The following is a 26,503-nucleotide window of genomic DNA, read 5'->3' as shown; positions in this document are numbered from 1 at the left end:
ATGAATACAGCTTATCAAGACTTCCTATCGACAAAGATACAGCGCGTGGCTGATAGTGGCTTCGACATCGAAGAATCGCAGCTAAATCCGCAGCTTTTCGACTTTCAGCGTTATTGTGTGCGCTGGGCGTTGAAGCGCGGTAGGTCAGCCATATTCGCCGGTTGCGGTAACGGCAAAACAATCATGCAGCTTGAATGGGCGCAGCAAGTCGCCAAACGCGAATCTCGCCCGGTGCTGATACTCGCTCCGCTGTCGGTAAGCCGTCAGACAATAGCAGACGGCTCGGAATTTGGCTACGAGATACACCGATATTCCGATACGCTTCCGGCTGATGCTAAACTCGTCATAACGAACTACGAGCAGTTAGATAACATTGATGAATCTCGCTTTATAGGCGTGGTGCTTGACGAAAGCTCGATACTGAAGAACTTTACCGGGCATTATCGCAATGCCATAACGGCAAAGTTCAAACATACGCTCTACAAGCTATGTTGCAGCGCGACACCCTCACCAAACGACTTGAACGAAATCGGCAATCATTCTGAATTTCTCAACGTGCTTGACGCGCAGGATATGCGCTCGAAGTGGTTTGTCCGCGAGGATGGCATGAACAACTACCGCCTTAAAGGTCATGCGAAAGCTGATTTTTACGGCTGGATAGCATCGTGGGCTATCGTCTTCGAGAATCCGGCAGATATCGGATTCATCGAAACCGGCAAGCGTTTCAAGCTGCCACCGCTGAACTACATTACGCACATGGTGGAAACAGCACCCCAGGCAGGGCAGTTATTCGCCGGTGGCATAGTGAACGCGACAAACTTCAATGCAGAACTACGCAAGACGAAGACAGAACGCCTTGAAATCGCTGCCAAGATTGCCAATGAAACCGAGGGGCAAGTTCTGATTTGGATTAAGCAGAACGAGGAGGGCGACATTCTCCGTCAGCTTTTGCCGGATGCAGTTGAAGTGCGCGGAAGCGACAAAGACGATGTGAAAGAACGCCGCTTGCTCGACTTCGCAGACGGCAAAATCCGAATACTAATCTCGAAAGCCAAGATATGCGGCTACGGCATGAACTTCCAAAGCTGCGGAACGCAAGTTTTTGTAGCTCCCGACTTCTCTTTCGAGGACTTCTATCAACAAGTGCGCCGCTCGTACCGATTCGGGCGAACTGACGCAGTGAATATCCACCTCATAATAACCGATACGATGCAGAATGCAAGGGCTATCATCGAACAAAAACAAGCGCGGTTTGAAGAAATGCAGCGCGAAATAAACCGAAACGTGAACGAACACAAGTACGGACTTCTCAACGATTACACCTACGAGGAATACCGCGATGATTACGTACTTCTGATGAAAGGAGATACGACAATCGAAATCTCGCGCATTCCCGACAACAGCGTTGACCTCATAATCTTCTCGCCGCCGTTCAGTTCATTGTTCACGTACTCGAACTACATACACGACATGGGTAACAACGAGAATCACGAGGATTTTTTCAAACAATACGCATTCTTGCTGAAAGAACTCTACCGAATCTTGAAGCCCGGACGGCTCATGTGCTGCCACACAAAAGACCTCGGCGTGTATAAGAACTCTTCCGGCTATACCGGAATGTATGACTTCACCGGCGAACATACACGCGCCGTACTCGCCGAGGGATTCAAGTTGCACTCCAAAGTCACGATATGGTGTGACCCGGTGTTGGAGATGCAGCGCACGAAGACACAGCGACTTCTCTACAAGCAAGTGACATCCGACAGCTCGAAGACCGGCATCGGAATGGCTGAATATATCACGATATTCAAGAAATGGGAGGGCGATGAAGCCGATTGGGAGCCTATCAAGAATCTCAACCGTGACAACTTCCCTCTTGAAACGTGGCAACGCTGGGCATCGCCGGTGTGGATGGATATAAAGCGTACTGACGTGCTGAACGGAGCGGAGGGTACGGCGCAGGGCGATGAAAAGCACATTTGCCCTCTGCAACTCTCGGTCATCGAGCGACTGATACACCTTTGGAGTAATGAGGGCGAGGTCGTATTCACTCCGTTCCTCGGCATCGGCTCTGAAGTATATGTCGCCGTGAAGAATAACCGTAGAGGCATCGGTTGCGAGTTAAAGGACAGCTACTTTGCGACAGCAGTAAAAAACATCAAGAATGCCGAGCAAGAAGTTAACACCCCATCACTCTTTGACTTCTGAAGTATGGAAAAAGTAACCGCATATCGTTGTCAGTATTGCGGCAAGGTGTATCTCCGCGAATGCGCCTGCAAGAAGCATGAAGAAATGCGATGCTCACAGAATCCGGAAATACGGCCGCTATGCTACTCGTGCCAACATTACGAATCGTCTTTTGACGAAAACGAGAAAGAGAGCATCGAATATTGGCAGAGTTATGGGTGGGATGGCTCGGAGTATTCATATACAAAGCTATTCTCGCCGAATCGCTGCAAGCACCCGAAAAAGCAATGCAAGCTATTCAACAACGTCAAGTTGTCAGCCGAAATGCGAGAGGGTTTATCTGAAGCTAAATACGAGCCTATGCCTAACCGCAGGAGTGGCGGTTGCGGCTACTATGACGCAATACCCGAACATCCATACGCTACGAAACTATGAAGTGCCACTATATCGTTGACAAAATCGCAGGGCGCGTGCTGATACCAGGCTGCATGGCAGTCGCAGTCAGCGGCGACATCGAGCGTTGCACTTGCAGCGATTCTGACCTCACATTCTCACAGTTTGAGAGGAAGCGATACAACGAGGAAATCCAACGGCGCAATGCTGAAATCAAGGAATTGCGAGAAGAAAACAAGTACCTCATGCGAGAACTTGAACGACACGTTGAATTGCTTGCTGAGTATGCAGCCGAGAAAGAAAAGGCACTTGAATCAAAGCACAGAGCGAATAAAATAATCAAAATAAACCTATCCAAACAGCAATGAAGCAATTACTATATATCGACTTGTTTTGCGGTGCCGGTGGTACTTCGACCGGCGTTAACTCCGCAAGGCTTGACGGAGAGCAATGCGCCGAGGTCATTGCGTGTGTGAATCACGATGCAAATGCGATAGCTTCCCACGCATCGAATCATCCGAATGCCTTACACTTCACTGAAGACATCCGAACACTTGAATTGTCGCCGCTCGTTGCGCATCTCGACAAATGCCGCAGAGAGAATCCAGAAGCTCTTACAGTTCTTTGGGCATCTCTCGAATGCACTAACTTCTCGAAAGCGAAAGGCGGCCAGCCGCGCGATGCAGACAGCCGTACACTTGCCGAGCATCTATTCCGATACATTGAAGCTATCGACCCGGATTATATACAGATTGAGAATGTCGAAGAGTTTATGTCGTGGGGCGAGGTAGACGAAAACGGAAAGCCGCTCTCGACCGACAAGGGACGCTCATATCTCCGTTGGGTTAACAATGTCAAGCGATACGGCTATAATTTCGAGCATCGCATCCTAAATGCGGCAGACTACGGCGCATATACTTCTCGCAAACGATTCTTCGGCATCTTCGCGAAAAAGAACTTGCCGATAGTGTTTCCCGAAGCTACACACAGCAAGACCGGCGAAGCGGCATTATTCGGCACTTTATACAAGTGGAAGCCGGTGCGTGAAGTCCTTGATTTGGAGGATGAGGGCAATTCAATCTTCAACCGCAAGAAGCCGCTCTCCGATAAGACGCTTGAACGCATATATGCCGGACTGATTAAGTTTGTCGCCGGTGGCAAGCAGGCATTCATGGTAAAATACAACTCCATGAATCAACGCGGCCGATATGTCGCTCCCTCGCTTGAAGACCCATGCCCGACAGTCGCGACACAAGGGCGGCTTGCACTCGCTTCCGTTCAGTTCCTTTCAAAGCAGTACAGCGGCGCGCCTGACGATAAGAACATATCTCTCGAAGCACCGGCAGGGACAATCACGACAGTAGACCATCACGCATTGATACACACTGACTTCCTTTGCAGCTACAACTTCAAAGACGCAGGTAAAAGCATTGACCGCCCCTGCCCTACGTTGCTCACACGCGATAGGCTTGCTTTGATTCAGACGCAGTTCATAGCAAACGAGTATTCCGGTGGCGGTCAACTTTCGAGCCTCGACAGCCCCAATCCGGCAGTACTCACTAACCCGAAACAAAAGCTCATAAGCGTGTGCCCTTGGGTAATGGATACCAACTACAACAATGTCGACAGCTCCATCGATGAGCCGTCAAGGGTCATCACAGCCAATCGCAAGCATCACTACTTGATGAATCCGCAATTTTCATCGCCTGGCGGCTCGGTCGAATCTCCTTGCTTCACACTTATAGCCAAGATGGATAAACGACCGCCATATCTCATTTCTACCGAATCCGGCGACTTCGCGATTGCGGTATATGACACCGACAGCCCGATAATGGTTAAAATCAAAGAGTTTATGGCACTCTATCGCATTATCGACATCAAGATGCGAATGCTCAAAATATCAGAACTCAAACTGATTATGGGCTTCCCGGAAGATTACGTGCTGATTGGCACACAAGCAGACCAAAAGAAGTTCATTGGCAACGCGGTTGAGGTCACAATCGCCCGCGCTTGGTGTGTCGCTCTATGCGATTCAGTGAAACGATTAATTCGACAGACGGCATGAAAGCGGTAAAGACACATACCTCTGACGGTTACGTTGTGAGTTGGATGGACGGGTACAATGTTTCTCCACTTAAATGCTTTGGCGACTATCAGAACGCGGCGATTGAGTTTTGCAACATTCTCAATTCGGTTGAAGCACAAAAAGACCAACAAAAGTTTGAAAGGCAGATAAAATTGTGGATAAGCACTTTCAATCCGCAAGACAAATACAGTTACCCCGAATGGGATAAAGCAAAAGGAATATTCTCATTGAAACTCAAAAAACAGAGGGTATGAATCAAGATGACGTTAGGAAGAAAATCGCGGCAATGTCCGAACAGCAAAAGTCAGCTATGGCAGATATGTTGTTTGCAGATGCAGAGAAAATTGCAAACGCCGCACCGCGAATGCTGGTAGAATCGCTCTACCGCGAAACGCGAATGCTCAATACCAACTACACGCCTGAATCGGGGTTTGATTTAGTCAGAGAAATTGAACGCCGTAAGGCATTAGCCGCACAGCAGCGCGAGGAACGCGAAACTCTGAAGCTCTCAAAGATACTCGACCACGATACGCTTTTCAGATTCGCGTATGTGCCGTTTGTCATCGCCGAACTTGTGTGGGACTACGCCGACACAATCATAGACCTGTCAATAACAATGCAGCTTAAAGAAACGAAGAAACTCAGCCGAGCAATCCGCGAATTACGCCGTGACTACGACCGTTTACGCTCAACGTACATAGACCAGCAGCACCGCGATTCAGAAACGCAGAATATGTATATGTTTGAAGATGGAGTAAGTGACATCTTCAAGACGTTACTTGTTAATCTCCGTTGCGACCTCATGCACGAATATCCGCAACTCTCGCCGGATTCTCTCAACTATCTTTTAGCCGTATATCAGTGTGATATTCTCTTGAAGTCGCTATTGAGATATGTCAGATGGCAGACTGAAAAGATAGAGAAGATAGTCGGGCATAAAATTGGGCGAATACTCCCGATAGAGATATATCGACTTGACAAGCTCGTATTGGAGTTTGTCGGCGACAAGCCGGTATCGGACCGCTTCGCCTCTCTCAAAGAAACATACATAAAAACATTCGCGACACAAATCGCGATTATAGAACTCAACGAAATATGACACTTGAAATCGAACATCATGCAGCTTTTTGCTTAGGCATCGAGTTTTGGTATGTGCTGACTGTAATCGGCAGACCTCGCCCGGCTATAAATCGAAGAAGACAGAGCGCGAAACCGACAATCCGTGCGAGATTGCCGTACCATTAGCAGTTAACTACAACATGAGATAATATCTATATAACAATATAATAACTACTATCAAATGACAATAAACGAATACCAGGCGGCAGCACTCACAACCGCCGTCTATCCCGAAGACAAGCGCATCATCTATCCGGCACTCGGAATGTGCGGAGAAGCCGGAGAGGTAGCCGATAAGGTCAAGAAAGTAATTCGCGACAACAATCAGAGTTTCGACACAGTGCGAAAGATAGAAATCGCGAAAGAGATAGGCGATGTTATGTGGTATTGCGCTACGCTTGCAAACGACCTCGGCTTCACACTTGAAGCAATCGCACAAATGAACATCAACAAGCTGCAATCACGAAAGGAGCGCGGAATGCTCGGCGGCTCTGGAGATAACCGATAACTCAAACATCTATCAACCTCAAAAAAAGAAATCAATCATGGCACTATGGATTGAAACAAAAGTCCGTTTCGACAAGATGATGGAGAACGGCACCGTAAAGAAAGTAACCGAACCTTATCTCGTTGACGCGCTTTCATTCACTGAAGCTGAATCGCGTATCATCGAGGAAGTAACGCCGTTCATAAGCGGCGACTTCACCGTGTCGGCAGTCAAGAAATCGAATATCGCTGAAATCTTCCGCGATGATAGCGGCGACAAGTGGTATAAGGTCAAAGTCAATTTCATCACGATAGATGAGAAGACGGCCGTAGAGAAACGCAAAGCGTCTTACATACTCGTGCAGGCTTCCGACTTCAAAGGAGCTTATGACAACTTCATCGCCGGCATGAAAGGCACAATGGCAGACTTCGAGATTGCCGCCATCACTGAAACCGCCCTAATGGACGTGTATCCGGCTAAACTCACGAGCAAGTCAGACAATGGATAACCGGCAGTTCTTCGACCTTGTGAGGCGTATGAGAGTCAAGCAGCGTGATTACTTCAAATATCACCGCAAATCTGACCTCGCTGAAAGCAAGCGAATCGAAGCGCAGGTTGATGCCGAGATTAGCCGCGTAGAGCGGCTTCTCGGCTTGCCTGACGCGATTCCGCAAGCTCCGAGTATATTCGACTACCCAAACGATAAAACGCCGTAAAAACCGCGCCTATGACATTTCAGATAATTTGCCTTGTCATCAACATCGCTCTCGTGCTGAATCAAGTGCGCATAGCGAGAAGAAACGAGCGCACAAAGGCATATCTCGAACACAAGATGAATCAGATTCGCGAAGAATACGAGAATCTGCAAAGCATCCATTGCGAGATTAACAAGCGAGGCAGAGCGATACACCTCAAGATTCGACTTGATGAAATCGACATTGACGTGGTTAAAGACCCTGCAACGCGCAACTATCTCGCCAAACGTAAACTGATAACAACATTCAACCCGAACTGAAGAAATGGCAAAGAAGAAAATTTGCATCACTCTATCGAGAGTGTTTCCGGCAACATTGCCGAGAGCCGGAGAACTGACCGAGTTTGAAACAAAGCTCAAAGCCGGCAAGAAGATTCACACGATACGCCGCAACTTCGACTTGTGGGCGGTCAACGCTGAAAAGATGCAGCGTGGCGACTTCTACCTATCCGTAAGGCAGTGGTCCGGCAAGCCGTACCGCTCGAAGCAACGAGAAATCCACACGATAGATAAGCCGATAGGAGTGCAGCGCATTCAAATCAGCTATCATCACGACTTCCACGCAAACAAGCCGTACTTGACGGCAAGAATCATCGGAGGCAACAATATTGATGTGGCAGAACTTGCAAAGAATGACGGTTTGTCGCTCTCTGACTTCGCCGATTGGTTTTTCGGCAAAGAGCCGCAGGGCGATATGACTTTCAACGGTGTAATAATCCACTTCACAGACTTTCGATATTAAGCGACATGGCAAGCACAGTACTATCGGATTCAATCGTATGCTCCGGCACAAACTGCCTTATCAGAATGAATTGTGAACGATACGCACGATTCCGTGAAATACGCAGACGATATGCCGGGCGTGAGCATAAAATACCCGGAGTAATATCGTTCATGTCGCCGAAATACGAGCCGTCAACCTATACTTGTCAAAAGCAAGTGAAAATCAGAAACGCGAAATAGTCAACGCACACTTCTATTGATATAATATATAATAATCAATAAGTGTGTATATATAAAACTAAATAATAATTATAACGTAGTAAACCTCATGGCATCCGTTAATCAAGTAACAATCATCGGCTACGTTGGTGAAGACCCGAAAATCATCACCACGAGCAACGGCAAGACGATGGCAACGCTCACAGTCGCGACAACTGAACGCGGCTACACAAAGAAAGACGGCTCGACATCCGAAGACCGCACCGAGTGGCACAACATAGTGCTTTTCGGTAAACTCGCCGAAATAGCGCGTGACTACATACGCAAGGGCGCAGCTCTCTACATTCAAGGCAAGATGCGCACTCGCTCGTATGACGATAAGGACGGCATCAAAAGATACGTCACAGAGATTCACGCCGACACGGTGCAGATGCTCGACCGCAAAAGCGTGGCGACTTCACAAGCTCCGCAACAGTATGCAGAGCAACAGCCGCAATATGGCTATCAGCAACCGAGTATGAATGACCCCGACTTACCGTTCTGAAGATGCGACACGCAGAAAGTCAGATACAACAAAATTGCGTGAAGTGGTTTCGTCTTCAGTATGCAGACCTCGCGCTCTTGCTCTTTGCCGTTCCGAATGGTGGAGCAAGAAACAGAATCGAAGCCGGGATAATGAAAGGCGAGGGAGTAACAGCCGGAGTCGCTGATATGTTATTCCTACTACCTAACAAATATCATCACGCTCTTTGCATCGAGTTTAAGACACCGAAAGGCAAGCAGCAAGACTCTCAAAAGCGATTCCAACGTAAAGTTGAGGCTTTTGGCTATCGCTACGAAATAGTCCGTTCCTTAGAAGAATTTATTGAGCTAATGCGGAATTATTTAGCTCAACGCTGAAAAATAACCGCTTCAATATATTTTTTACCCCGAAAGAGTACCTAACAAGTACTCTTTTTTATTACCTTTGCACAAAAACCGCAAAAGTCGCATTTCATCGCTATATAAAAAATATGGAAAAATTTAACGACCTCGCACAAACGCGGCTCATTGACATTGAGCAGCTTGAAGAAAACGCCGGACAGCTTGCCGGAGTGCCGGAGAATCCTCGCACTATTGATGAGGACAGATTCGCATTATTGAAGCAAGACATCATCGACTACCCGGAATATCTGAAATATAATCCGCTCAAAGTCTATCAGCTTGAAAGCGGCAATTACATCATTCTCGGAGGCAATATGCGGTATCGGGCATTGACCGAAATCGGGTATAAATTCGTGCCGGCAGTAGTTATCGAGCATGACACTCCGACCGAGAAGCTGAAAGCGTATGCGATTCTCGACAACAACGGTTTCGGCGTATGGGATTGGGGCAAGCTGAAGTCCGGCAATTGGGACGCGAAGCAGTTGCAGACTTGGGGCGTTGAACTTCCCGATAATTGGGATACAAGCGCGGCAGACGCAGAGAATGAGCAATCGCAAAATGATAGCTACTCTCGCAAGGTCGTAGCCCCGACATACGAGCCAAGCGGCCGCACTCCGAGCTTCGGCGAGATGTACGACACCACAAAGCGAGATGCGTTGCTTCACGAGATAGAGAACGCAGACTTGCCGGATGATGTACGCGAGTTTCTACGTCAGGCAGCCGGACGGCATACGGTTTTCAACTACGCCAAGATTGCGGACTATTACGCGCAGGCATCGCCGCAAATACAAGCTCTCATGGAGCAATCCGCACTTGTGATTATCGACTTCGACAAAGCCATTGAGAACGGCTTTATCACACTGACCAAAGACCTCGCGAATGCTTACCGCGTTGAACGCGACATTACGGATGAAGAAGCTCTAACCGAAAACGACATCGCAGAAGATTATGATGAAGAATAAGAATTTTGTCGCTTTTATCCTCTCTCACGGCAGAGCTGACCGAGTTGTGACCTATGACAGCTTGAAGAAGTCGGGCTATACCGGGCGTATTGTCATCGTGCTTGACAACGAAGACCCATCCGCGCCGGAATACATATCACGATTCGGCAACGAGAATGTAGTAATCTTCGACAAAGCCGCAATCGCTGAAACATTCGATGAGGGAGTGCCTGGAGATAGACGCACGATTGTGTATGCCCGAAATGCTTGTTTCGACATCGCAAAGAAACTCGGCTATCGCTACTTTATCGAGCTTGACGATGATTATACAGTCTTTGAATGGAGGTTTGATAACCGTCTACGCTACATTACCAAAGACAAGGTAATCCGCAATCTCGATGCCGTCTTTGATATTATGCTCGACTTCTTCAAGAAGATTCCGGCTAAGTCAATCGCAATGGCGCAGGGTGGCGATTATCTCGGCGGTGGTGCCGGTGGCGAGGGCAAGCAGCTACGCACGAAGCGAAAAGCAATGAACTCGTTTATTTGCGACACTGAACGGCGATTCACGTTTCTTGGGCGCATCAATGAAGATGTGAACACGTACACGCGCAATACTTCAACCGGCGACTTGTTTTTGCAGATTCAGCAAATATGCCTCTTGCAAAAACAGACTCAATCGAATGCCGGTGGCATGACTGAAGTATATCTCGATTCCGGCACTTATCTCAAGTCGTTTTTCACGGTCATGTATCAGCCGTCATCAGTCAAAGTGCGGACTATGGGTAACGAGTATGTCAATCAGAAGCGTTTACACCACCGCGTAAATTGGACTCTTACGGCTCCAAAAATCATCAGAGAGAAATACAAAAAGAAAGAATAACCGCTATGGCTAAATACTCCCAAGCTAAAATCAAAGAGTGTGAGGAGTGGATAATGGAGAACGGCCTAATGGAACACGGCGGCGCGAAGCTCAAAGACTTCTTCAAAGCGATGGGCTTGCACCACAAGACTTACTATCAGTGGTTGCAGAAGCCGGAATTTCGCGAAGCGATAGACCGAGCAAAGCAGTATTTCAAAGAGCATCTATGCCGGGAGTTGGTTGAATCGCTTGCCAAATCAGCAAAAGGATATGACCACCAAATTACGGAAGAAAACACCGAATACCGGCAGAATCCACAAAACCCCTCACAGCCAATCATACACCGAATGCGAAGAAAGACTACGACCGTTCACGTCAAATCAGATGTTGCGGCCGCAATCTTCTTGCTTTGCAATCTTGACCCGGAACACTATCAGAACCGGCAGCGCAACGATGTGGCGATTAAGAAAGATAGTGACCCGGATGAGCAAATGACACCCGAAGAACTCGCAGCCGAAATTGAACGGCTCGAAATGATACAAAAATGACATCAACGGAGAGTGACACGATGAAAAGGCTACTGAAATTGAAGCGCATTAAGCTGAAGCGAGATGCGCCGGAACGCTTTGCGTCTTTTCTCGGCTATGTCAACCCGAAATATCGTGCGGAGTGGTTTCATATCTTAATCGCTGATTATTGTCAGAAACTATATAATGGCGAAATCAAAAATCTTATGGTATTCATGCCGCCGCAGCACGGTAAGTCAGAAATCATCTCTCGCAACTTTCCGGCTTGGGTACTCGGAAAGAATCCCGATTTAAGAATAGTCGGCAGTTCATATACGATTGATCTTGCATCTCAATTCTCTCGCTCGATACAGCGCACAATCGACAGTAAAGAGTATCAGGCAATTTTCCCTAACACTTATCTCAATGGCTCTAATGTGAGAACTGACACAAAAGGCTATTTGCGTAATGTGGATATTTTTGAAACAGTCGGGCGACAAGGATTCTACAAAGCTGTCGGCGTTGGCGGCGGCTTGACAGGTACGCCGGTCGATATTGCAATCATTGACGACCCGGTTAAAGACGCAAGCGAAGCATACTCGGCTACATATCGTGAAAAGGTGTGGAATTGGTACAATACCGTACTGACAACCCGACTTCACAATGAGAGCAAACAGCTATTTATTATGACGCGCTGGCATGAAGACGATTTGGCAGGGCGCATATTGAAAGCCGAGCCGCAAGATTGGACTGTGCTTGTGATTCCGGCGATATGTGAGTATGAGAATGACAACGGACTCTCACAGCGGCACATTGGAGATGCTCTATGGCCGTGGAAACATTCGCTTGCAAAGCTACTGAAGCAACAGCAACGCGCACCGCGTGAGTTTTCAGCACTCTATCAGCAGCACCCGACAATCGAGGGCGGCAACATCGTTAAGCGCGATTGGTTTCGTAAAATCTCAATGGCTGAATTTCTCTCATTGCGATACAACGAGCCGATGCACTTCTATCTCGATACCGCTTACAACAAGAAGAAAGTCGGCAAAGACAATGACCCATCGGGCATACTTGCAGCGTGTCGCATTCAGAACAACATCTACATCTACGATGCACAGTCCGTCTACAAAGAAATGCCTGACTTACTGCGGTTTCTCCCCGAATACATATCAGCGCACAAAGGCACTCGTGAAAGCAAGCTCAATATCGAGCCAAAGGCTAACGGCATATCAGTTGTGCAGATGTTGCGTGAAATATCGACTCTCAACGTCAAGGAAACGCCGACACCGACAGACGATAAAGAAGTGCGTTTCCGTGTCGTTTCGCCGCGCATAGAGTGCGGCCGTGTCTTCATAGTCGAAGGCTCTTGGAACGAAGATTTTTTGAATCAAGTATGCGCATTCCCGGCTTCAACGCACGATGAGTTTGTGGATGTTCTCGGCTATGCCATTAATGACCTCTACGAAGAAGACGATGATAATTTTGATTATGACGATTTACAAGTTTTTTAACCCTCAACATCTCTAAATTATGCAGTTTTTGCAAGTAACGACTAACCTCATCAACCGAATTGCCGGAAGAAAGCAAGAGTTTGATGAACTACTCGCTTCCGGCGACATATCGCAGATTCGGTCGAAGATGCGCACCAACGGACGCGCAGCAGACAGCGCGATGCGTGAGTATGACACCGCAACGCACGAAGTAATGTCCCGAAAGGATAAGATTCTAACCGACAAGAAAGGCAACCGGCGTGGGGTGCAACACTTGTGGAAGCTCCCCATTCCGTATCAAGCCTATATCAACGAAATCGCGCTTGTGTTTCTCTACGGTCGCCCGGTTAAGTGGACACAAGTTTCCGAGGGTACTGACGAAGCGTTTGCAAAGTTCCTCGATGTAATCAAGCGCACCCGATTCAACAGTAAGATACGCCAATGCAAGCGACTCGCCGGAAAGGAAACAGAGAGCGCGATGCTATTCCGCGTGTTCAAAGACGATGACGGCAACCCGGACGTGCAGATTCGCGTACTCGCCAAGAGCAAAGGCGATGAGATATACACACGTTGGGACCAGTACGAGAATCTAATCTCGGTGGCATGGGGATATAACGTGCGCGAAAAAGAGGATAAAGTCGTATATCACTTCGACATCTTCACGCCGGAATTTATATACCGATGCACAAAGAAGTCCCTCGGGTGGCAAGTTGAGAAAGAAATCAACTTCATAGGCAAGATTCCTATCATTCTTTTTCAGCAAGAGAAAGAATGGGAGGGCGTAGAGCATCTTATCAACCGCGAGGAATGGATAGCGTCAAGAAACGCCGATACCAATGACTACTTCGCCGACCCTATTGCCGTGTATAACGCCGATGTTATCAAGAATCTGCCCGAAAAAGGAGATGTCGGCAAAGCTCTATACACGAACAATAAAGACGGTGTTCAAAACGCAATGGCTTATGTCACGTGGGATAACGCTCCACAGTCGAAGAAAGATGAGCTTGACTTCCTCGAAGCTCATATACTCTCAAAGTCATTCACGCCGAACATCACTCTCGACACGCTCAAATCAATCTCGCAACTCTCGGCAAAGGCATTGCGCACGGTTATGATGCTTGCAGACATCAAGGCATCGAAGCGCAAAGAAAGCCACGATGAACTACTTGACCGCACCGGCTCTCTCATTGGAGCAATCATCGGCAATGTACTCGATGTGTCGCTCAAAAGTCAGTGTGACGAATTGAGCGTTGCTCACGAGTTTCAAGAGCCGTTCGGAGAAGACATCGAAGCTGACATCAAGAACATCACAGCTTGCCTCGATGCAGAAATCATGTCGAATGAAACAGCTATCGAAAAGAATCCTCTTATTTCTGACACGGCACTCGAAAAAGAACGCATCAAAGCTGAAGCAGACGAGCGAATGAAACAGCAACAGTCTATATTCGGCGATGATGGAGGCGAAGCCGGAGCGCAATCATTCTCTGACGGTGACGATGAAGAAGACGGAGAGGAAGATGAGGAAAAGAAGCCTGGCGATGAGAAGAAATCGAAAAAAGAAAAGAAATGAAGTCGATAATCTTCAAGCGAATCACGACTGACAAAAAGATTCAGCGGACTTCAATCTACGCATTCGGCATTTGCATCTATTCAGAAGAAATGCCGATTGAGCAAGAATCTTCACGCCGTCAGGTAGGATTCAACGTATTTCCGCAATATGCGCCGGAATGCGTGGAAGATGAGGACTATTACCCCGATGAATGCAAGCATGGCAAAGAAGCAAAATGACATAGACCCCAAGAGCGCGACACAAGCGCGAATAAAGCGTACTGAAGCATACGCCGAGCGTGTGCGCACGTTGTTCGCGGCAACAGTCAATGAAATTCTCGCTTTGAATCGCTCTATGCCGCAGCTTGACGAGGGCGAGATGTTTTCTTTCGCCGGAGAATCAATGAAGCGACAAAAGGAAGTTGAGCGGTTACTCCGTCAGCTTCATGCAGTCGCGACTATGGCTATCGAAAAAGGCATCAAACTCGAATGGGCGCAAGCTAATGAAGAATGTGACAAGCTCGTGCAATCGTGCTTTGGCAAACGCGCATTATCTTCACCCGAATTTTCGGCATGGACTCAACGTAACAATGCGGCGATGAACGCTTTTATCGCTCGAAGTGAAAAGGGGTTGAATTTGTCACAGCGAGTATGGAAAGCCGTCGAGCAGCTACGCGATGAAATGGAAGTCGCGATAACAGTTTCAGTCGGAGAGGGAGAATCGGCGGCGCAAATGTCGCGCAAAGTCCGTCAGTACCTCAACGACCCGGACTTGATGTTTCGCCGATTCAGATATAAAGACCCTGAATCCGGCGAATGGCGGCGCAAATGGAAGAAGCGTATCAAAGACCCGGCAACCGGCAAAGTCAAATGGATAGACTACGACAAGCGTACTTATCAAGACCAATGGACTGGGCGCGGCTATTACAAGTCTTCAGCTCAAAACGCTATGCGTGTTGCTCGAACTGAAACGAATATCGCATATCGCAGAGCAGACAATGAACGGTGGCAACAAATGGACTTTGTTCTCGGTCAACGTGTCAATCTCTCACGCTCGCACCCGAAAAAAGACATTTGCGACAAGCTCGCAGGTGATTATCCGGTTGATTTTGTCTTTGACGGTTGGCATCCGCAATGCTTTTGTTTCGTTACTCCGATTCTGATGGATGAAGATGAAATGGCGAAAGTATCAGAAGCGTTTTTGCGTGGCGAAAAGTATGTGCCGAGGGGCAAGCGAATAACTGACTACCCGGACAATTTCAAACAGTGGGTGTCAGAGCATAAAGAAGACATCGCACAATCTCGCGATAGAGGCACAGAACCGTACTTTATCCGCAACAACGCTATGGCGATAGATGAAATACTTGACCCGTCATTAAAGAAGCTCACACCGCAGCAAATCGCGGCGAAACGGCATGAAGCGAGAACGCCGGAGCAAGAGGACGAGATTCGCCGCCGTTGGAAAGAGCGAAGCGAGAGAATCGAAGCCGAAAAAAGACATTCGCGACAAGTCAACGCTACTGCAAACAACGTACTCAATGCAGCCGCCAAGCGGTTTGCATCTTTCGGCATATCTACCGCCGAACTCGAAGAAGCAATCAAGAGCGGAAACACAGCACTCATTCAAGCGCAGACACGGACGCTCGCACTCGCTATGTCAGCAAAACAGCAGCTTATCAAAGCAACTGCCAAAAAGGTCAATAGTATTGCTGACGGTTATAGCGAAGTCGATACGACCGCACTCAACGAAGCTCTTGCATCCGGCAATCTTGAAGCGATACACAAGCAGACACGCGCCCTCGCTCAAAGTGTACTCGCGATGAAGAAAGCCGAGCAAGCATTGTCAGCTATAATCCCGGATGCTCACACTTGGCACGAACAATTCACGCTTGCAGAACTGCAACAAGTGTATGCCGCCGTTGAATCGAAACTCGCGAACATATCGACACTTCCATTATACGAGCAAGTCAAAGCGATTGAGAAAGAAATCAAGTGGGTATCTGACCCTACATATCTGAAGCCGCATAAGCAATATCCGACTTGGAATGTAGCTCAAGATGCTTATATGAAGAAGCTCGATGAAGTTAAGAAGCAAATAGCAGTAGCGGAGGCGAAAGACACTATCGACAAACTGAAAGTGTATGTCGCTTCACACCCGAAAGCCACTACGGTCGCTAATGCTGTCTTGGAAGCAGAATTGTTGCTTGCATCCGGCGGCGATATGCTTACGATTAAAGCGAAGATTGACTACGCCCAAAAACGAAAAGAACTACAAGAAAAAGCAGCAGCGCAAAAAGCTGTCAAGGGTAGCAAAATCGGTGAAGTCACATTTAAGGAGCTATCAAAAAAGCGACAAAAAGAGTTGCTCGATGATTACAAAGTCAATACAGTAGAGGGCATGGATGATGTGATGCGTCCGGCTACTGAAGAAGCATGGAAAGGACTTATCGAAGAAGAACGTATGTTGCTCACTAAATATACGCAGACATATAGCTACCTCAACGAGCCATTGCGTAATATGTCATATTGTGGCGGACGAGCGAAAGATGAATATGACAATGATATGCCGAAAATAACCGCAGCTTTGAGCCGTGTTAAGACAAAGCAAGATATGGTCGTAAGGCGAGGTACGAGCGATTATTATATTCCGGAAATCGGCAAGAATTTGAGCCAAGCCGAAGTTGGCGATACGTTCATTGACGGCGCATTCTTATCAACGGCGTGTCACCGAGATAAGGGATTCGGCGGCTCTGTTAATATGATTATTTTGATACCGAAGGGCGCACAAGGCATATTCGCAGAACCGTTCACTCATTATAACGCCGGTTATTATGACTATCAGACCCGAATATGGAACGGTACTGAAAAAGTGGGGTTAGGAGGTGAGTTTGAATGGATAGGTCAGCGCGGCAGTAGATTCAAAGTAATCAGAAAGAGCGGCAAAAATTTATACTTAATGTTAATCGGTCAGCAGTTCACACAGCCAACCGGTATGACGAAGTAAGACAAAGGGCGCATAATCGCGCCCTTTGCTACTTGTAGTATTTCTGATAAAACTCTTTGAAGCCGGAAACGGCATCTTTCATTGAGTATGCGTTTTTCGCATAGCGATTGAATAACATTGCTTTGAGCGTGACCGGGATTTTATCGAACTTCGAGAAGTCACGCAGTCCGTAAGTCAGATAATCCGAAAGATACTCGGAATTTGAATCTGAATCATTCGCAGAATCTTCAACCCAAGCTCTTTCATAATCCCATAATAGAGCTTTATCGCCCTCGTATGGATTATTTTTTTCACCGTGATAGTAACGGCATAATTTGAGTAATGAATCTTTGCTCATTTGTATTGACACTTTTGTATGAAGTTAGTAACGACTTTGAGCATATCTTGTGGAAGCATATTCAGAGCCATCTTTTGCATCTCGATAGGCACACCCCAACGAGCTTCAGCTATTGAGCCGACTATTGCGCCGAGCGTGTCTGAATCGCCGCCGTAGCTTACGGCATTACGCACAGCATCTTCAAATGATGAACTCTCTTTGATGATGTGAAATGCGAGTGGCACGCAGCCTTGACAAGTTTCATCGAAAACGCCAGGACGCGGCAAATTGTTTTCCCAATTTTGACCGTAATACAGTCCTCCGATTAGATTCACAAAGTTATCTTTTTCCGGCAGCTTGCGAAATGAAAAAATCAACTCCGCAGTCGCTATTGCCCCAATGATACCCTCATAGTGATTGTGTGAGCATTCCGCGCTTGACATAGCTTGACGCATAACATCGCTTGCATCATCAAATGCCCATGCAACCGGCGATACTCGCATTGCAGCACCATTCCCGAATGAATTGTACGGTTGCGGGTCATCTTCATGCAGCCAACGTGAGAAAGAGCCACCATACGCGCCCATAGGATGCGGATATTTGCGACACCAATACAAGATGCTATCTTTATAGCTCACGCCGTGTAGAATAGCGTCTGCAACGGCAACCGTGCATATTGTGTCATCGGTATAACGGCAATCTTTGTGAAAGAACTCGAAGTTATAGTCATTCGTATTGTTGAACTCGAAACGAGAACCGGCAATGTCGCCTATTATTGCTCCTATCATTGTTTGTCTTTGTTTTTTATATTTGACATACGCTGCAATGCACCGATGCGGATAATGCAGCGTTTATTCTCGTAACAATCTTTGCCTCGAATGGCGTTTGTAAGCGACTTGTATTTTATCCCGATTATATCTTCCGGCACTTGAAGATATATCGCTTTCAGAGAGCCGAAATAGAGGTCAGTCATTCCCTCGTATGGCTTTTTGAAGTGAACGTGTACGACTTTCGATGATTCCATTTTTGCGTTGAGTTTTAAGGTTTTGCAAAATTACTCATTTCCTCGCTAATCCTCGCATTTCAGCCGAATAAATGTATATTTTATCAACTGAAAGCGAGAAATGCGGAGTAGGCTAACCTTACCGTGCCTATTAGGATTTAATACCGGGATATTGCAGCTCGTAGAATCTTTCAAGGGCGTGGCGATATGCAGCCGATTCAAGATTGATTAACTCGTAGAGCCATCCTTTGGGGTCAGTTCCCCACGCTTCTTCTATACGAGCGAGCTTTTCATCATCGCACTCGTTATCAAGAGCGCAATGCAGGTCGTCAATCCACCCAATCATGTCAGAGTGATAATAGTTCGGGAGCCACATTTCAACGAACTCCATAACGCCACTGTCATCGAATATCTGAATCTCGCGGTCGTAGTATGTTTTGCCGGTAGCGACATCGCGAAATATCGTGCCGTTGTTAGTCGTTTTGATAACTTCGACAACCCTAATCACTTCGCCGGTGTCGATAATAAGTGCTTTTTTCATCTTCAGTCCTCCCATTCAACATCAGATTCATTCATAATTCGGGTTAAAATCTCACGACAACGCTCCGTGTCAGCTTCGCGGATATACTGACGAATGGAACTGCGGTATGTTGTCGAATAAGCAAGCTCGATAAGCTCCTCATCGTTTGCTGTTAGTTGTTCTTTACTGTCTGCCATTAGATTGATTGTAAGGGCGAGAGGCAACGGCTAAGGCTACCTCTCGCCGGTTGATGATATGTTGTGTCAGATATTGAATTGCTCGTTGAGGAATTGCACCATTGCGCGATTCTGCGGCATGAGTGCCGGAATATCCATCGAGTCAGCTTTGTAAAGGTCAGTCGCGGCGTTATACAAGTCCCACGCTGAAACGCTTGGTGTATCGTGATACTTCAGCAACAAGCTCTCCGTGAACTTTGTTATTTGAGCTTGATTGAGCGGATAGACGCGATTCTCCTTGATTGTCGGATATGCAGAGTCGCACTTAACGCGAATTGCGGTCAGCATACCGATGAGCAAGAGAGCTTGTTGAACGCCGACCTCAATCTCTTTCATGCGCTCTATCTTTTCGCGCTCGGTCACGATGATGTGCCTGGCATCTACAAGCCACGACTTGACAACATCGAGAACTTGCGGAATCGTGATAGCTTCGCCGCGCCCTTTGCCGCGCTCATTGTATGTGGCGATATACTTGTCGGCGCAAAGCATAGTTTGATTGTGGCAGATTTTGACCATGTTTCCGAAGCCGACTTGAATGCCTTTCTGATGGAAAGCGACTGCGAGGTTTGTTGTCTTTTCCTCATCATCGAAGTCAGTTATACGGATGTTAGCGAAGACGCGGCGCAATATGTGAGCTTCAAAGGCTCTTTCGCCGTATTGTGCTTCGACTTGTGGGAGCAGCACCACGCCGGGAGTGCTGCGGTCTTTGTTCTGCGCGGCAAAGAGGTCATAAACCTCTACGTTATAGCCGAGGTTGTTGCACTCGTTGATGAGCGTTTGCAGCAGCTCGAAGTGATAGATACCACGAAGCGGCTTGCCGTAGACATCGTTTTCACGGTGTGTGCGCTCTAATTGAGCGAGTGAGAGCGTTTGAACTTTCGCTTTGTCGAAGTCAAACATCTTGTTTTCGAGAGTGGTTTCAGTAATCATTTGCGTTGTATTTTAGAGTTGTTATTTTTCCCAAGTTAGCTTCCAATTTTTGAACGGATTGGCACCGTGAGCAATCGCCACTTCTGCGGCTTCTGCGATAGTAGTTTTGCCGGTTCGGATTACTCGCTTCTCCATGCCCTTATGATTCCCGGCTAAATCAGTCTTTTCTACGAAGAAAGTTACAGTATATTGTTCCATGCTTGCTTTAGTATTCATCTTCCGAATCTTCTATCTGAAGTTCATCAAGCATCTCCGGGGTGAGGCGTGAGAGGTCAAGTTTGACACTCTCGCCGGTATAGTAATCAGTTACGGCAAGTACTGTCGGGCGACCGCTATCCTCGTTATACTCGAATTTGAATTGCTTTGAGCTATTGAGTATGCTCATTGTTTCGTCATAAGTCTTCATTGCGTAGATTGGATTTAGAATTTATCGACTGAAAGCCCTTTAGGATTCATAGAGAGCGAGAATCCGGCTTTTACGAGTTGATTAACGACTGATGCGTTGCTCTCGTGAATGAGTATCGCGTATGTGTGCGAGTAGTTATCATTGACCGGCACATTGAACGACACTTTGATTGAGTTGCTGTTGCTGATGATGCTTATAGCTTCGGCAAGGTGTTCGGGTTTCATTTGCGTTGAGATTGAGGGTTGATGATTAGAAGTCAGCTTTGAGTTTGAGAAGACGCAGGCACTCTTTCAATTCGCTGTCGGTGTACTTGCTTGCCATCTCTTTTGAGATGCAGTTGAGATTAGCGGCTAACTCTATCGCTCTTTCTCGGCTCACTTTGATTATTTTCTTTCGGATTTTCATTTTCGTTATCTATTAAGTATTGTTTCATGTCGCAAAGTTATAGACTATCCTAATAATAGGCAACTTTTTCACCAATTATTTTTTGATAAAAATTTACTCAAATTCCTATATTGCTAATAGGTAGCCACATGAGAGAAGAAAAAAGTTTTGAAAAATTCCGATACTTAATAGGTATTATGTCGAAAATTCTCCCTATCTTTGCGCGTATTGAATATTCAAACCCCAATCAACCATTGCAATGAAGAAGAAACTACTCGCGGCACTGACCGCAAAATGTAAGCAATACGGACTTACACCCAAAGGAATAGAAGAACTCGTTGAAATCGGAGCTTCCGACCTCACAGACGAAGCGACCGATGACGAAATAGCCGCAAAAGTGGATTCGCTCGTACCCTATGCAAAAGCGATGCAGGGGGAGATTACGAGGAAGTCACGCAAGAAATCATCTACCAAGCCATCCAAAGGCGAGGGCGACGGAGAGGAAGAAGACGGCGAAACCGGCGAAGACGAAATACCGGCATGGATGAAGCCTTTTACTGAACGACTGAACGCTCTCGAAACAGAGAATAAGACGCTCAAAGAGGAAAAAGCCAAGTCGGAACGTGCATCGCTCATCGCTGACAAGGCAAAGAAGCTCGGCATTCCTGACTATCTCGTGAAGCGTCTGCATTTGGCAGACGATGCGGATGTTGACGCAGAACTCACCAGCTTCAAACAAGACCTTGTAAACAACAATCTCATGCCGAAAGACCGTTCGCATGAACTCGGAAACTCCGAGGAAGAGTCGAAAGCGGCTGCAAAAGCCTGGGCGCAGTCACTCCCCGACAAAAAGTAAGGTCAATTATCAACTTCTAATTCATCAACCCCAAAATGGCTATTGAATTTAAGACACAGCAGTTTCCGGGTCGTTTCCCGGAGATTTGGCGTGGTGAATGCAAGATGCTCCCCGGTGGCTTCAAGCCTACACAAGAATTTCCGGTCGGAACAGTAGTACGCCGCGCAACGCCTTTGTATGTCGATTTTGACACTATGACCGCCGCCGTCTGCAAGACCGCGACTGTCCTCAATGGCGGCACTACAAAGGAAGTGAGAGTCCCCAAAGGTCACTATTTCGTGGCAGGCGACAAAATCATCAAGCTCGGTGCAACCGAGCTCGGCGAGATTGATTCAATCGACCGCACCAACGATGCCTACGACATTCTGAAGCTCAAAGCAGCATACACCGGCATACAAGCCGATGATGTAATCGCAGAGGGTGTCGCAGTGACAGAGGGGCAGGGAGATTCAGCTACGACTACAAACTCCGTGCGCTACTCCCCAAACAACATCGTGGGCGAAGACAAAGAGTTTACCGGTCGCGGACTGCCTACTCTCGATGCTGCCTATGAGGCAGTCGTTCTCATGCCGTCACTTCTCTTCCCGATGCTGCCGGAATGGTTGACCGGCATCGCGCTCAAAAACAACCCCAACATCATCTACATTAAGCAGTAATCACTATGCCAAAGGAATTTTTATCCAGCTCCGTCTTTGGTGACCTCACCAAAGAGGTGCAGATACGATTCGATGCTGCAAGTGAACTCAACAAGCAGCTTTTCGACCAAGTTATCTTTGAGCGATATATGCACTGGGATGACCCCACAATCGAACTCGATTTTGAAGAGTTAATCGGCAAGTACAACATCACGATAGCCGCACCGACTATCGGAGAAAACGCAGCCGAGCCGATTATGGGTACTTCGGGTGTAGAAACACTCAAAGAAACTCTCGTAAACCACGCCCTCACGCTCCCGATGCTGATGAAGACGTACCGAAAGATTCTTTCGTTGCTCGACAGCAAGCTCATCAAGGATGAGGACAAAAGAAACCGCCTCATAAATCTTATGATGGGCGATGTTAAGACCGTTGTCAACGCGGTTTACGGCAAACTCGATATGATATTCCTCGGCGCACTCTCCAACGAAGGTACGTTCACTTTCGATGAAACAACCAACCCGGAGGGCGGTGTCAAAGGCTCTATCTCGTTCAATCAGCCCGGCGAGAACATCGCAAGCTGCAAGACCGCTTGGACTCTCGCCAATATCGACACTGTGGATTGCTTTGAGGACATTCAAGCTATCCTTGACGCATCGCAGGATAAGGTCGCGCTTGCAAAAGCTCTACTCTCGCCCTCCCGACTCTCGTATATGTGTCGCACAAAGAAGATGAAGCAGCTTATTTGGGGTACTGACAAGTCCTCAAAGCCGGTACTTCTCCGCGACATAAACGAGTTTATGGAGACGAACAACTACCCGATATTCGAGCCTATCCGTCGAATAGTACGCATTCAGAAAGGGCGTGAGGCTATTCCTTACACCCCGTGGAATCAAGACAACATCGTATTCGTCCCTGCCGGCGAACTTGGCGTTGTCAAGAATGCCTACTCGGATTGCGAGTTGAAGCCGGATGACGGAGTGTCGTATGCCAACTACGGCCGCATTGTCACTTCTCTGTGGAGTGTCGGTCAGAAAGAGGGCTCGAAGCACACTGAATATACCAAGGCTGAATCACAGTCGCTGCCGGTTATTACCGAAATGAACGGTATCTATACCCTCAAAACAGTAGTATCGTAAAGTCGTGAAGAATCTCGAAGCATTAAGCAGACTTTGCAATGCAATCGCGAATACCTTTTACCCGGATAGCGCGACACTCAACTTCGCGCTATTCAATGAGGGTATCGAGGCACAAGCTGAAGCCACCCCGAAAGATGCAAAACTCTTTCGGGTGGCGATTCGCCTTGTCATGGGATATGTCGAAAGCAGCCGGAGCGAAAACGGCGTATCGACTTCAGTACGCGAGGATTCCGTAAAAGAATCTCTATCGTATTGGTGCAAGCAATACGGACTTGATGCAGACGAGGAACTTGGCGACTATTTACGGACGATTGATGATGCCACTAATCTTTGGTAAGAATGAGAACAAACGGCACACTTCAATATCTGAAAGTCGTACCCGGTGGGGAGAACGAGTATGGAGAGCCTATCGAAGCCACTACCGAATGGAGTGACCCGATAGAATGCTCTATCAAAACGAACTCCGACAACCGCAAGGGCAAGTACGAGGATGGCGAATTTCGCATGGCTTCATTCACAGTGCTTATCGAATCTGACGAAGAAGCGCAATTTGAACGTGTGAAACTGACCCGGCACTCTGAAGAACTTGGCGAATTTCGGGTAATGAGTCGTGAGCCGCTGACAACCGTAGGACGTATTCAGATACTTGTGTAATGGCAAAAACAACGCAGACACACGGCAAATACAAAGGCGTGTTGGTGTCAAAGACTGACACGCGCAAGCTGTATCAATCGCTGAAGATAAAGCGAAAAGAGCTTATCGCTCATCTCGTCAAGCAATTTTCGTTCATCGGTGAGGCTTGTGTCAAAATGGCGCGTGAAAGCGGAGATTACAACGACATTACCGGCAATCTCAGAAGTTCTATCGGGTATGTCATTCTCGTTGATGGCGAAGTCAAAGTGCATGGCGCGACAAAGCAATACTCCGGCAAACAAGGAAACGGAGCGCAAGGCGTATCAGAGGGGCAAGCTCTCTTGAAGCGTCTGCAAGCTAAATTCCCTTGGGGCGTGGTGCTGATTGTGTGCGCTGGCATGGAATACGCCGCCTATGTTGAAAACGTGCGCGGTAAAAACGTGCTTGCATCTGCCGAACTCGAAGCAGAACGATTACTGAACAAACTTCTAAAAGGATATATCACGCCGCAATGACAAAGACGGAAATAGACTTTGAGCGCGACTTCTATACGCTCGTAAAAAACAGCGACTTAGGCAAGGAAATTCGCGGAAGCGTGTACCGAAGCGGGATGCGACCGACAAACGCTAAAAGCGAAGATTTGATTGTCAAGTTTCTTGCCGGGACTGACGAACAAGTGCAAGGCGGCATAATGCTGATTCACGTCTATGTCCCTGACATTGCAAACAACGATGGGCGCAAAGTCGAAGACAAAGCGCGTGTCGGTGTCTTGGAAAGCGCGATAATAGCCTTTGTAAAGAATTGCGAAGATACCGAGTATCTGATTCGATGTGACGGACTGCCAAAATCAACGGAACTCCCCGAAGAAATAGAGCAGCATCTAATTGTAACACGATTAAAATTTCAACGATTAACACAGTAACAGTATGAAACGCAAGAAAATCATCATGTCGTGGTCGGAATGTCGTGTTGAAATCGGACCAACCGGGGCTAACGATGCTATGGCAACGCAGCTCGTTTCGGTCGGCACGACTAACGACAAATCGACTTCACTCTCAACTTCTGATGGCGAAACGCTGACCGCGAAAGCATCCGGCGGCAAAACCGTTGCCGAAGAAGAGGGCGAACCCGAAGTAGTAATCACTACTCGCGTCAAGGAGATGGACTTCGACACCGAGAAGATGTTGACCGGCGCAGTTATCAGCACTGACGGCGATGAACTCGATGTCAAGACAAACATCGTGCAGGGCGAGTTTTCAGTCAAAGTGACCCCGAAGAATATCGGAGCGCAGGGTGTAAAAGCTCCGAAATGCTCCGTCAAATTCCGTCCCGGCTCATCTGAAGACGAAGGCTCGTATGTTGACCTCACTTTCAAAATCATCGAAACCGAAGACGGTTTGCTCTACAAGAAGTTCAGAGTCAAAAAGACAGACTGGGCAGACCCCACGTTTGCATCTGACCTTACTGCCGGTGGCGGCTCCTAAACCGGCAATGACAAGCGGAAAGACGCCCTTTCGAGTTGGAGGTTAAACTCGCATCCGCGTTGCAGCATAGTTGGTCATGCGCTCGCTTAGGCGAGAAACAGCCGTTCGATTCGGCTCGGCGCACTAATTCATCATTAAAAGCAATGAACGATAAAACGACAATAGAAAGCAAGGTTGCAGCCACCATTCTTGAAAGGAACATCACTTTCGAGATTGACGGCGAGAAATACGAGATTGCGCCGCCCTCTCTTGCTACGCTCATTCTCGTGTCGGAGATTATATCGACACTCCCGACATTCGAGAATCTTGACAAAAAACAGTGGCTCGACATAGTAGCGCATCATGCAAAAGACTTCAAGCCGCTCGGAGAAATTGCCGCCGTGCTGATTCTCGGTGCAAAGAATCTTACCGAGAGGCGTGAAAAAATCATCGAAGAACGCAAGTTCTTCGGACTTATCAAACGCCGTAAAAAAGTTGTCGAAATAATAGACCGCAAATCGGAGCTTGCCAATGCGATTCTCTTGAACGTGCGTCCCTCGGAGCTTAACGACATGATAATTGAGCGACTGAAGCAGAACGAGGCGGCAAGTTTTTTCGCAATTATCACTTCCCTAAGCGCGGTAAATATACTAAAGCCAACAAAAGCGGAAGTGATAAGCTGAATGACAGTATCTGGGCTTCGATACTTGGAGTAGCAAAGATATTCGGCGTAACCGAA

General features: G+C 47.5%; 39 protein-coding genes. 29 read left to right on the top strand and 10 right to left on the bottom strand.

What is annotated here, in order from left to right:
• The 20 genes from EZ315_RS15620 (at position 1) to EZ315_RS15530 (ending at position 17,243) form a co-directional block, all read left to right on the top strand.
• A complete protein-coding gene (locus tag EZ315_RS15620; protein WP_135472904.1) occupies positions 1–2,208 on the top strand; it encodes a DNA methyltransferase in 2,208 nt (735 codons plus the stop codon).
• Between the two features lie 3 nt (positions 2,209–2,211).
• Positions 2,212–2,622 carry a hypothetical protein gene (locus tag EZ315_RS15615; RefSeq protein ID WP_135472903.1) on the top strand — a complete coding sequence of 137 codons (411 nt, stop codon included), beginning with the start codon at positions 2,212–2,214 and terminating at the stop codon, positions 2,620–2,622.
• Positions 2,619–2,948 carry a hypothetical protein gene (locus EZ315_RS15610; RefSeq protein WP_175577984.1) on the top strand — a complete coding sequence of 110 codons (330 nt, stop codon included), beginning with the start codon at positions 2,619–2,621 and terminating at the stop codon, positions 2,946–2,948. Before EZ315_RS15615 ends, EZ315_RS15610 begins: the two co-directional genes overlap by 4 nt.
• Positions 2,945–4,645 (top strand): DNA cytosine methyltransferase, encoded by a 1,701-nt coding sequence (locus tag EZ315_RS15605; protein ID WP_135472902.1) that lies wholly within the window; start codon positions 2,945–2,947, stop codon positions 4,643–4,645. Before EZ315_RS15610 ends, EZ315_RS15605 begins: the two co-directional genes overlap by 4 nt.
• Entirely contained in the window at positions 4,642–4,920 is a 279-nt protein-coding gene (locus EZ315_RS15600; protein WP_135472901.1) for a hypothetical protein, read from the top strand. The genes EZ315_RS15605 and EZ315_RS15600 overlap by 4 nt, the downstream gene beginning before the upstream one ends.
• Entirely contained in the window at positions 4,917–5,765 is an 849-nt protein-coding gene (locus tag EZ315_RS15595) for a hypothetical protein (protein WP_135472900.1), read from the top strand. Before EZ315_RS15600 ends, EZ315_RS15595 begins: the two co-directional genes overlap by 4 nt.
• Positions 5,766–5,966: 201 nt before the next feature.
• Positions 5,967–6,293: a nucleoside triphosphate pyrophosphohydrolase family protein gene (locus EZ315_RS15590; RefSeq protein WP_135472899.1), complete on the top strand. Its 327-nt coding sequence runs from the start codon at positions 5,967–5,969 to the stop codon at positions 6,291–6,293.
• A gap of 34 nt (positions 6,294–6,327) precedes the next feature.
• Positions 6,328–6,780, top strand: a complete 453-nt coding sequence (locus tag EZ315_RS15585; RefSeq protein WP_168184427.1) for a DUF4494 domain-containing protein — start codon at positions 6,328–6,330, stop codon at positions 6,778–6,780.
• Positions 6,773–6,988, top strand: a complete 216-nt coding sequence (locus EZ315_RS15580; RefSeq protein ID WP_135472897.1) for a hypothetical protein — start codon at positions 6,773–6,775, stop codon at positions 6,986–6,988. Before EZ315_RS15585 ends, EZ315_RS15580 begins: the two co-directional genes overlap by 8 nt.
• An 11-nt stretch (positions 6,989–6,999) precedes the next feature.
• Positions 7,000–7,287 carry a hypothetical protein gene (locus tag EZ315_RS15575; protein ID WP_135472896.1) on the top strand — a complete coding sequence of 96 codons (288 nt, stop codon included), beginning with the start codon at positions 7,000–7,002 and terminating at the stop codon, positions 7,285–7,287.
• A gap of 4 nt (positions 7,288–7,291) precedes the next feature.
• Positions 7,292–7,768: a hypothetical protein gene (locus EZ315_RS15570; protein WP_175577983.1), complete on the top strand. Its 477-nt coding sequence runs from the start codon at positions 7,292–7,294 to the stop codon at positions 7,766–7,768.
• Between the two features lie 309 nt (positions 7,769–8,077).
• Positions 8,078–8,512: a single-stranded DNA-binding protein gene (locus tag EZ315_RS15565; RefSeq protein ID WP_135472895.1), complete on the top strand. Its 435-nt coding sequence runs from the start codon at positions 8,078–8,080 to the stop codon at positions 8,510–8,512.
• A gap of 2 nt (positions 8,513–8,514) precedes the next feature.
• On the top strand, positions 8,515–8,868 hold the full coding sequence (locus EZ315_RS15560) for a VRR-NUC domain-containing protein (RefSeq protein ID WP_135472894.1): 354 nt from the start codon (positions 8,515–8,517) through the stop codon (positions 8,866–8,868).
• Positions 8,869–8,981: 113 nt separating this feature from the next.
• On the top strand, positions 8,982–9,854 hold the full coding sequence (locus EZ315_RS15555) for a ParB N-terminal domain-containing protein (protein WP_135472893.1): 873 nt from the start codon (positions 8,982–8,984) through the stop codon (positions 9,852–9,854).
• Positions 9,841–10,716, top strand: coding sequence for a GREB1-related protein (locus tag EZ315_RS15550; protein ID WP_135472892.1), 876 nt, complete (start codon positions 9,841–9,843; stop codon positions 10,714–10,716). The genes EZ315_RS15555 and EZ315_RS15550 overlap by 14 nt, the downstream gene beginning before the upstream one ends.
• Before the next feature lie 5 nt (positions 10,717–10,721).
• Complete coding sequence (locus EZ315_RS15545) at positions 10,722–11,243, top strand: hypothetical protein (RefSeq protein WP_135472891.1); 522 nt, start codon at positions 10,722–10,724, stop codon at positions 11,241–11,243.
• Entirely contained in the window at positions 11,240–12,712 is a 1,473-nt protein-coding gene (gene terL, locus EZ315_RS15540; protein ID WP_135472890.1) for a phage terminase large subunit, read from the top strand. Before EZ315_RS15545 ends, terL begins: the two co-directional genes overlap by 4 nt.
• A 19-nt stretch (positions 12,713–12,731) precedes the next feature.
• On the top strand, positions 12,732–14,261 hold the full coding sequence (locus EZ315_RS15535; protein WP_135472889.1) for a phage portal protein: 1,530 nt from the start codon (positions 12,732–12,734) through the stop codon (positions 14,259–14,261).
• On the top strand, positions 14,258–14,479 hold the full coding sequence (locus EZ315_RS16470) for a hypothetical protein (RefSeq protein ID WP_168184424.1): 222 nt from the start codon (positions 14,258–14,260) through the stop codon (positions 14,477–14,479). The genes EZ315_RS15535 and EZ315_RS16470 overlap by 4 nt, the downstream gene beginning before the upstream one ends.
• Positions 14,460–17,243: an ADP-ribosyltransferase gene (locus EZ315_RS15530; RefSeq protein ID WP_168184423.1), complete on the top strand. Its 2,784-nt coding sequence runs from the start codon at positions 14,460–14,462 to the stop codon at positions 17,241–17,243. The genes EZ315_RS16470 and EZ315_RS15530 overlap by 20 nt, the downstream gene beginning before the upstream one ends.
• Positions 17,244–17,271: 28 nt before the next feature.
• Here the strand turns inward: EZ315_RS15530 and EZ315_RS15525 are convergent, their stop codons facing one another.
• The 10 genes from EZ315_RS15525 to EZ315_RS16460 all read right to left on the bottom strand — a co-directional run bounded on the left by EZ315_RS15525 (position 17,272) and on the right by EZ315_RS16460 (position 21,059).
• Complete coding sequence (locus EZ315_RS15525) at positions 17,272–17,580, bottom strand: hypothetical protein (RefSeq protein WP_135472887.1); 309 nt, start codon at positions 17,578–17,580, stop codon at positions 17,272–17,274.
• Positions 17,577–18,347, bottom strand: a complete 771-nt coding sequence (locus EZ315_RS15520; protein ID WP_135472886.1) for an ADP-ribosylglycohydrolase family protein — start codon at positions 18,345–18,347, stop codon at positions 17,577–17,579. The genes EZ315_RS15525 and EZ315_RS15520 overlap by 4 nt, the downstream gene beginning before the upstream one ends.
• Positions 18,344–18,583, bottom strand: a complete 240-nt coding sequence (locus EZ315_RS15515) for a hypothetical protein (protein ID WP_135472885.1) — start codon at positions 18,581–18,583, stop codon at positions 18,344–18,346. Before EZ315_RS15515 ends, EZ315_RS15520 begins: the two co-directional genes overlap by 4 nt.
• A gap of 130 nt (positions 18,584–18,713) precedes the next feature.
• A complete protein-coding gene (locus EZ315_RS15510; RefSeq protein ID WP_135472884.1) occupies positions 18,714–19,103 on the bottom strand; it encodes a hypothetical protein in 390 nt (129 codons plus the stop codon).
• Between the two features lie 2 nt (positions 19,104–19,105).
• Positions 19,106–19,279, bottom strand: coding sequence for a hypothetical protein (locus EZ315_RS16465; RefSeq protein WP_168184422.1), 174 nt, complete (start codon positions 19,277–19,279; stop codon positions 19,106–19,108).
• A gap of 66 nt (positions 19,280–19,345) precedes the next feature.
• On the bottom strand, positions 19,346–20,248 hold the full coding sequence (locus tag EZ315_RS15505) for a DUF932 domain-containing protein (protein ID WP_135472883.1): 903 nt from the start codon (positions 20,246–20,248) through the stop codon (positions 19,346–19,348).
• A gap of 21 nt (positions 20,249–20,269) precedes the next feature.
• Complete coding sequence (locus tag EZ315_RS15500) at positions 20,270–20,464, bottom strand: hypothetical protein (protein ID WP_135472882.1); 195 nt, start codon at positions 20,462–20,464, stop codon at positions 20,270–20,272.
• Complete coding sequence (locus tag EZ315_RS15495) at positions 20,454–20,633, bottom strand: hypothetical protein (protein ID WP_135472881.1); 180 nt, start codon at positions 20,631–20,633, stop codon at positions 20,454–20,456. Before EZ315_RS15495 ends, EZ315_RS15500 begins: the two co-directional genes overlap by 11 nt.
• A 35-nt stretch (positions 20,634–20,668) precedes the next feature.
• On the bottom strand, positions 20,669–20,878 hold the full coding sequence (locus EZ315_RS15490; protein ID WP_135472880.1) for a hypothetical protein: 210 nt from the start codon (positions 20,876–20,878) through the stop codon (positions 20,669–20,671).
• A 25-nt stretch (positions 20,879–20,903) separates the two neighbouring features.
• A complete protein-coding gene (locus EZ315_RS16460; RefSeq protein ID WP_168184421.1) occupies positions 20,904–21,059 on the bottom strand; it encodes a hypothetical protein in 156 nt (51 codons plus the stop codon).
• Between the two features lie 238 nt (positions 21,060–21,297).
• On the opposite strand from EZ315_RS16460, the gene EZ315_RS15485 reads away from it, so the two are divergent.
• The 9 genes from EZ315_RS15485 (at position 21,298) to EZ315_RS15445 (ending at position 26,447) form a co-directional block, all read left to right on the top strand.
• Entirely contained in the window at positions 21,298–21,894 is a 597-nt protein-coding gene (locus EZ315_RS15485) for a hypothetical protein (RefSeq protein ID WP_135472879.1), read from the top strand.
• Positions 21,895–21,929: 35 nt separating this feature from the next.
• Positions 21,930–22,550, top strand: a complete 621-nt coding sequence (locus tag EZ315_RS15480; protein ID WP_135472878.1) for a hypothetical protein — start codon at positions 21,930–21,932, stop codon at positions 22,548–22,550.
• Positions 22,551–22,555: 5 nt separating this feature from the next.
• Positions 22,556–23,668 carry a major capsid protein gene (locus tag EZ315_RS15475; RefSeq protein WP_170957583.1) on the top strand — a complete coding sequence of 371 codons (1,113 nt, stop codon included), beginning with the start codon at positions 22,556–22,558 and terminating at the stop codon, positions 23,666–23,668.
• Between the two features lie 4 nt (positions 23,669–23,672).
• Positions 23,673–24,005, top strand: coding sequence for a DUF6706 family protein (locus EZ315_RS15470; RefSeq protein WP_135472876.1), 333 nt, complete (start codon positions 23,673–23,675; stop codon positions 24,003–24,005).
• Between the two features lie 2 nt (positions 24,006–24,007).
• Positions 24,008–24,322, top strand: coding sequence for a hypothetical protein (locus tag EZ315_RS15465; protein WP_135472875.1), 315 nt, complete (start codon positions 24,008–24,010; stop codon positions 24,320–24,322).
• Positions 24,322–24,816: a hypothetical protein gene (locus EZ315_RS15460; protein WP_135472874.1), complete on the top strand. Its 495-nt coding sequence runs from the start codon at positions 24,322–24,324 to the stop codon at positions 24,814–24,816. Before EZ315_RS15465 ends, EZ315_RS15460 begins: the two co-directional genes overlap by 1 nt.
• Positions 24,813–25,223, top strand: coding sequence for a hypothetical protein (locus EZ315_RS15455; RefSeq protein WP_135472873.1), 411 nt, complete (start codon positions 24,813–24,815; stop codon positions 25,221–25,223). The genes EZ315_RS15460 and EZ315_RS15455 overlap by 4 nt, the downstream gene beginning before the upstream one ends.
• Positions 25,224–25,227: 4 nt before the next feature.
• Positions 25,228–25,785, top strand: coding sequence for a hypothetical protein (locus EZ315_RS15450; RefSeq protein ID WP_135472872.1), 558 nt, complete (start codon positions 25,228–25,230; stop codon positions 25,783–25,785).
• A gap of 143 nt (positions 25,786–25,928) precedes the next feature.
• Entirely contained in the window at positions 25,929–26,447 is a 519-nt protein-coding gene (locus EZ315_RS15445; RefSeq protein ID WP_135472871.1) for a hypothetical protein, read from the top strand.
• The last annotated feature ends 56 nt before the right edge of the window (positions 26,448–26,503 follow it).

The organism is Duncaniella freteri (genome assembly GCF_004766125.1).
GTDB lineage: Bacteria > Bacteroidota > Bacteroidia > Bacteroidales > Muribaculaceae > Duncaniella > Duncaniella freteri.
The sequence above is the reverse complement of the archived record's forward strand: the minus strand, read 5'-3'. Positions and strand labels throughout refer to the sequence as shown.

Coding starts and splice junctions, on each gene's coding strand:
- EZ315_RS15620 (WP_135472904.1), top strand. CDS start 1: ATGAATACAGCTTATCAAGACTTCCTATCGACAAAGATACAGCGCGTG.
- EZ315_RS15615 (WP_135472903.1), top strand. CDS start 2,212: ATGGAAAAAGTAACCGCATATCGTTGTCAGTATTGCGGCAAGGTGTAT.
- EZ315_RS15610 (WP_175577984.1), top strand. CDS start 2,619: ATGAAGTGCCACTATATCGTTGACAAAATCGCAGGGCGCGTGCTGATA.
- EZ315_RS15605 (WP_135472902.1), top strand. CDS start 2,945: ATGAAGCAATTACTATATATCGACTTGTTTTGCGGTGCCGGTGGTACT.
- EZ315_RS15600 (WP_135472901.1), top strand. CDS start 4,642: ATGAAAGCGGTAAAGACACATACCTCTGACGGTTACGTTGTGAGTTGG.
- EZ315_RS15595 (WP_135472900.1), top strand. CDS start 4,917: ATGAATCAAGATGACGTTAGGAAGAAAATCGCGGCAATGTCCGAACAG.
- EZ315_RS15590 (WP_135472899.1), top strand. CDS start 5,967: ATGACAATAAACGAATACCAGGCGGCAGCACTCACAACCGCCGTCTAT.
- EZ315_RS15580 (WP_135472897.1), top strand. CDS start 6,773: ATGGATAACCGGCAGTTCTTCGACCTTGTGAGGCGTATGAGAGTCAAG.
- EZ315_RS15575 (WP_135472896.1), top strand. CDS start 7,000: ATGACATTTCAGATAATTTGCCTTGTCATCAACATCGCTCTCGTGCTG.
- EZ315_RS15570 (WP_175577983.1), top strand. CDS start 7,292: ATGGCAAAGAAGAAAATTTGCATCACTCTATCGAGAGTGTTTCCGGCA.
- EZ315_RS15565 (WP_135472895.1), top strand. CDS start 8,078: ATGGCATCCGTTAATCAAGTAACAATCATCGGCTACGTTGGTGAAGAC.
- EZ315_RS15560 (WP_135472894.1), top strand. CDS start 8,515: ATGCGACACGCAGAAAGTCAGATACAACAAAATTGCGTGAAGTGGTTT.
- EZ315_RS15555 (WP_135472893.1), top strand. CDS start 8,982: ATGGAAAAATTTAACGACCTCGCACAAACGCGGCTCATTGACATTGAG.
- EZ315_RS15550 (WP_135472892.1), top strand. CDS start 9,841: ATGATGAAGAATAAGAATTTTGTCGCTTTTATCCTCTCTCACGGCAGA.
- EZ315_RS15545 (WP_135472891.1), top strand. CDS start 10,722: ATGGCTAAATACTCCCAAGCTAAAATCAAAGAGTGTGAGGAGTGGATA.
- terL (WP_135472890.1), top strand. CDS start 11,240: ATGACATCAACGGAGAGTGACACGATGAAAAGGCTACTGAAATTGAAG.
- EZ315_RS15535 (WP_135472889.1), top strand. CDS start 12,732: ATGCAGTTTTTGCAAGTAACGACTAACCTCATCAACCGAATTGCCGGA.
- EZ315_RS16470 (WP_168184424.1), top strand. CDS start 14,258: ATGAAGTCGATAATCTTCAAGCGAATCACGACTGACAAAAAGATTCAG.
- EZ315_RS15530 (WP_168184423.1), top strand. CDS start 14,460: ATGGCAAAGAAGCAAAATGACATAGACCCCAAGAGCGCGACACAAGCG.
- EZ315_RS15525 (WP_135472887.1), bottom strand. CDS start 17,580: ATGAGCAAAGATTCATTACTCAAATTATGCCGTTACTATCACGGTGAA.
- EZ315_RS15520 (WP_135472886.1), bottom strand. CDS start 18,347: ATGATAGGAGCAATAATAGGCGACATTGCCGGTTCTCGTTTCGAGTTC.
- EZ315_RS15515 (WP_135472885.1), bottom strand. CDS start 18,583: ATGGAATCATCGAAAGTCGTACACGTTCACTTCAAAAAGCCATACGAG.
- EZ315_RS15510 (WP_135472884.1), bottom strand. CDS start 19,103: ATGAAAAAAGCACTTATTATCGACACCGGCGAAGTGATTAGGGTTGTC.
- EZ315_RS16465 (WP_168184422.1), bottom strand. CDS start 19,279: ATGGCAGACAGTAAAGAACAACTAACAGCAAACGATGAGGAGCTTATC.
- EZ315_RS15505 (WP_135472883.1), bottom strand. CDS start 20,248: ATGATTACTGAAACCACTCTCGAAAACAAGATGTTTGACTTCGACAAA.
- EZ315_RS15500 (WP_135472882.1), bottom strand. CDS start 20,464: ATGAATACTAAAGCAAGCATGGAACAATATACTGTAACTTTCTTCGTA.
- EZ315_RS15495 (WP_135472881.1), bottom strand. CDS start 20,633: ATGAGCATACTCAATAGCTCAAAGCAATTCAAATTCGAGTATAACGAG.
- EZ315_RS15490 (WP_135472880.1), bottom strand. CDS start 20,878: ATGAAACCCGAACACCTTGCCGAAGCTATAAGCATCATCAGCAACAGC.
- EZ315_RS16460 (WP_168184421.1), bottom strand. CDS start 21,059: ATGAAAATCCGAAAGAAAATAATCAAAGTGAGCCGAGAAAGAGCGATA.
- EZ315_RS15485 (WP_135472879.1), top strand. CDS start 21,298: ATGAAGAAGAAACTACTCGCGGCACTGACCGCAAAATGTAAGCAATAC.
- EZ315_RS15480 (WP_135472878.1), top strand. CDS start 21,930: ATGGCTATTGAATTTAAGACACAGCAGTTTCCGGGTCGTTTCCCGGAG.
- EZ315_RS15475 (WP_170957583.1), top strand. CDS start 22,556: ATGCCAAAGGAATTTTTATCCAGCTCCGTCTTTGGTGACCTCACCAAA.
- EZ315_RS15465 (WP_135472875.1), top strand. CDS start 24,008: ATGAGAACAAACGGCACACTTCAATATCTGAAAGTCGTACCCGGTGGG.
- EZ315_RS15460 (WP_135472874.1), top strand. CDS start 24,322: ATGGCAAAAACAACGCAGACACACGGCAAATACAAAGGCGTGTTGGTG.
- EZ315_RS15455 (WP_135472873.1), top strand. CDS start 24,813: ATGACAAAGACGGAAATAGACTTTGAGCGCGACTTCTATACGCTCGTA.
- EZ315_RS15450 (WP_135472872.1), top strand. CDS start 25,228: ATGAAACGCAAGAAAATCATCATGTCGTGGTCGGAATGTCGTGTTGAA.
- EZ315_RS15445 (WP_135472871.1), top strand. CDS start 25,929: ATGAACGATAAAACGACAATAGAAAGCAAGGTTGCAGCCACCATTCTT.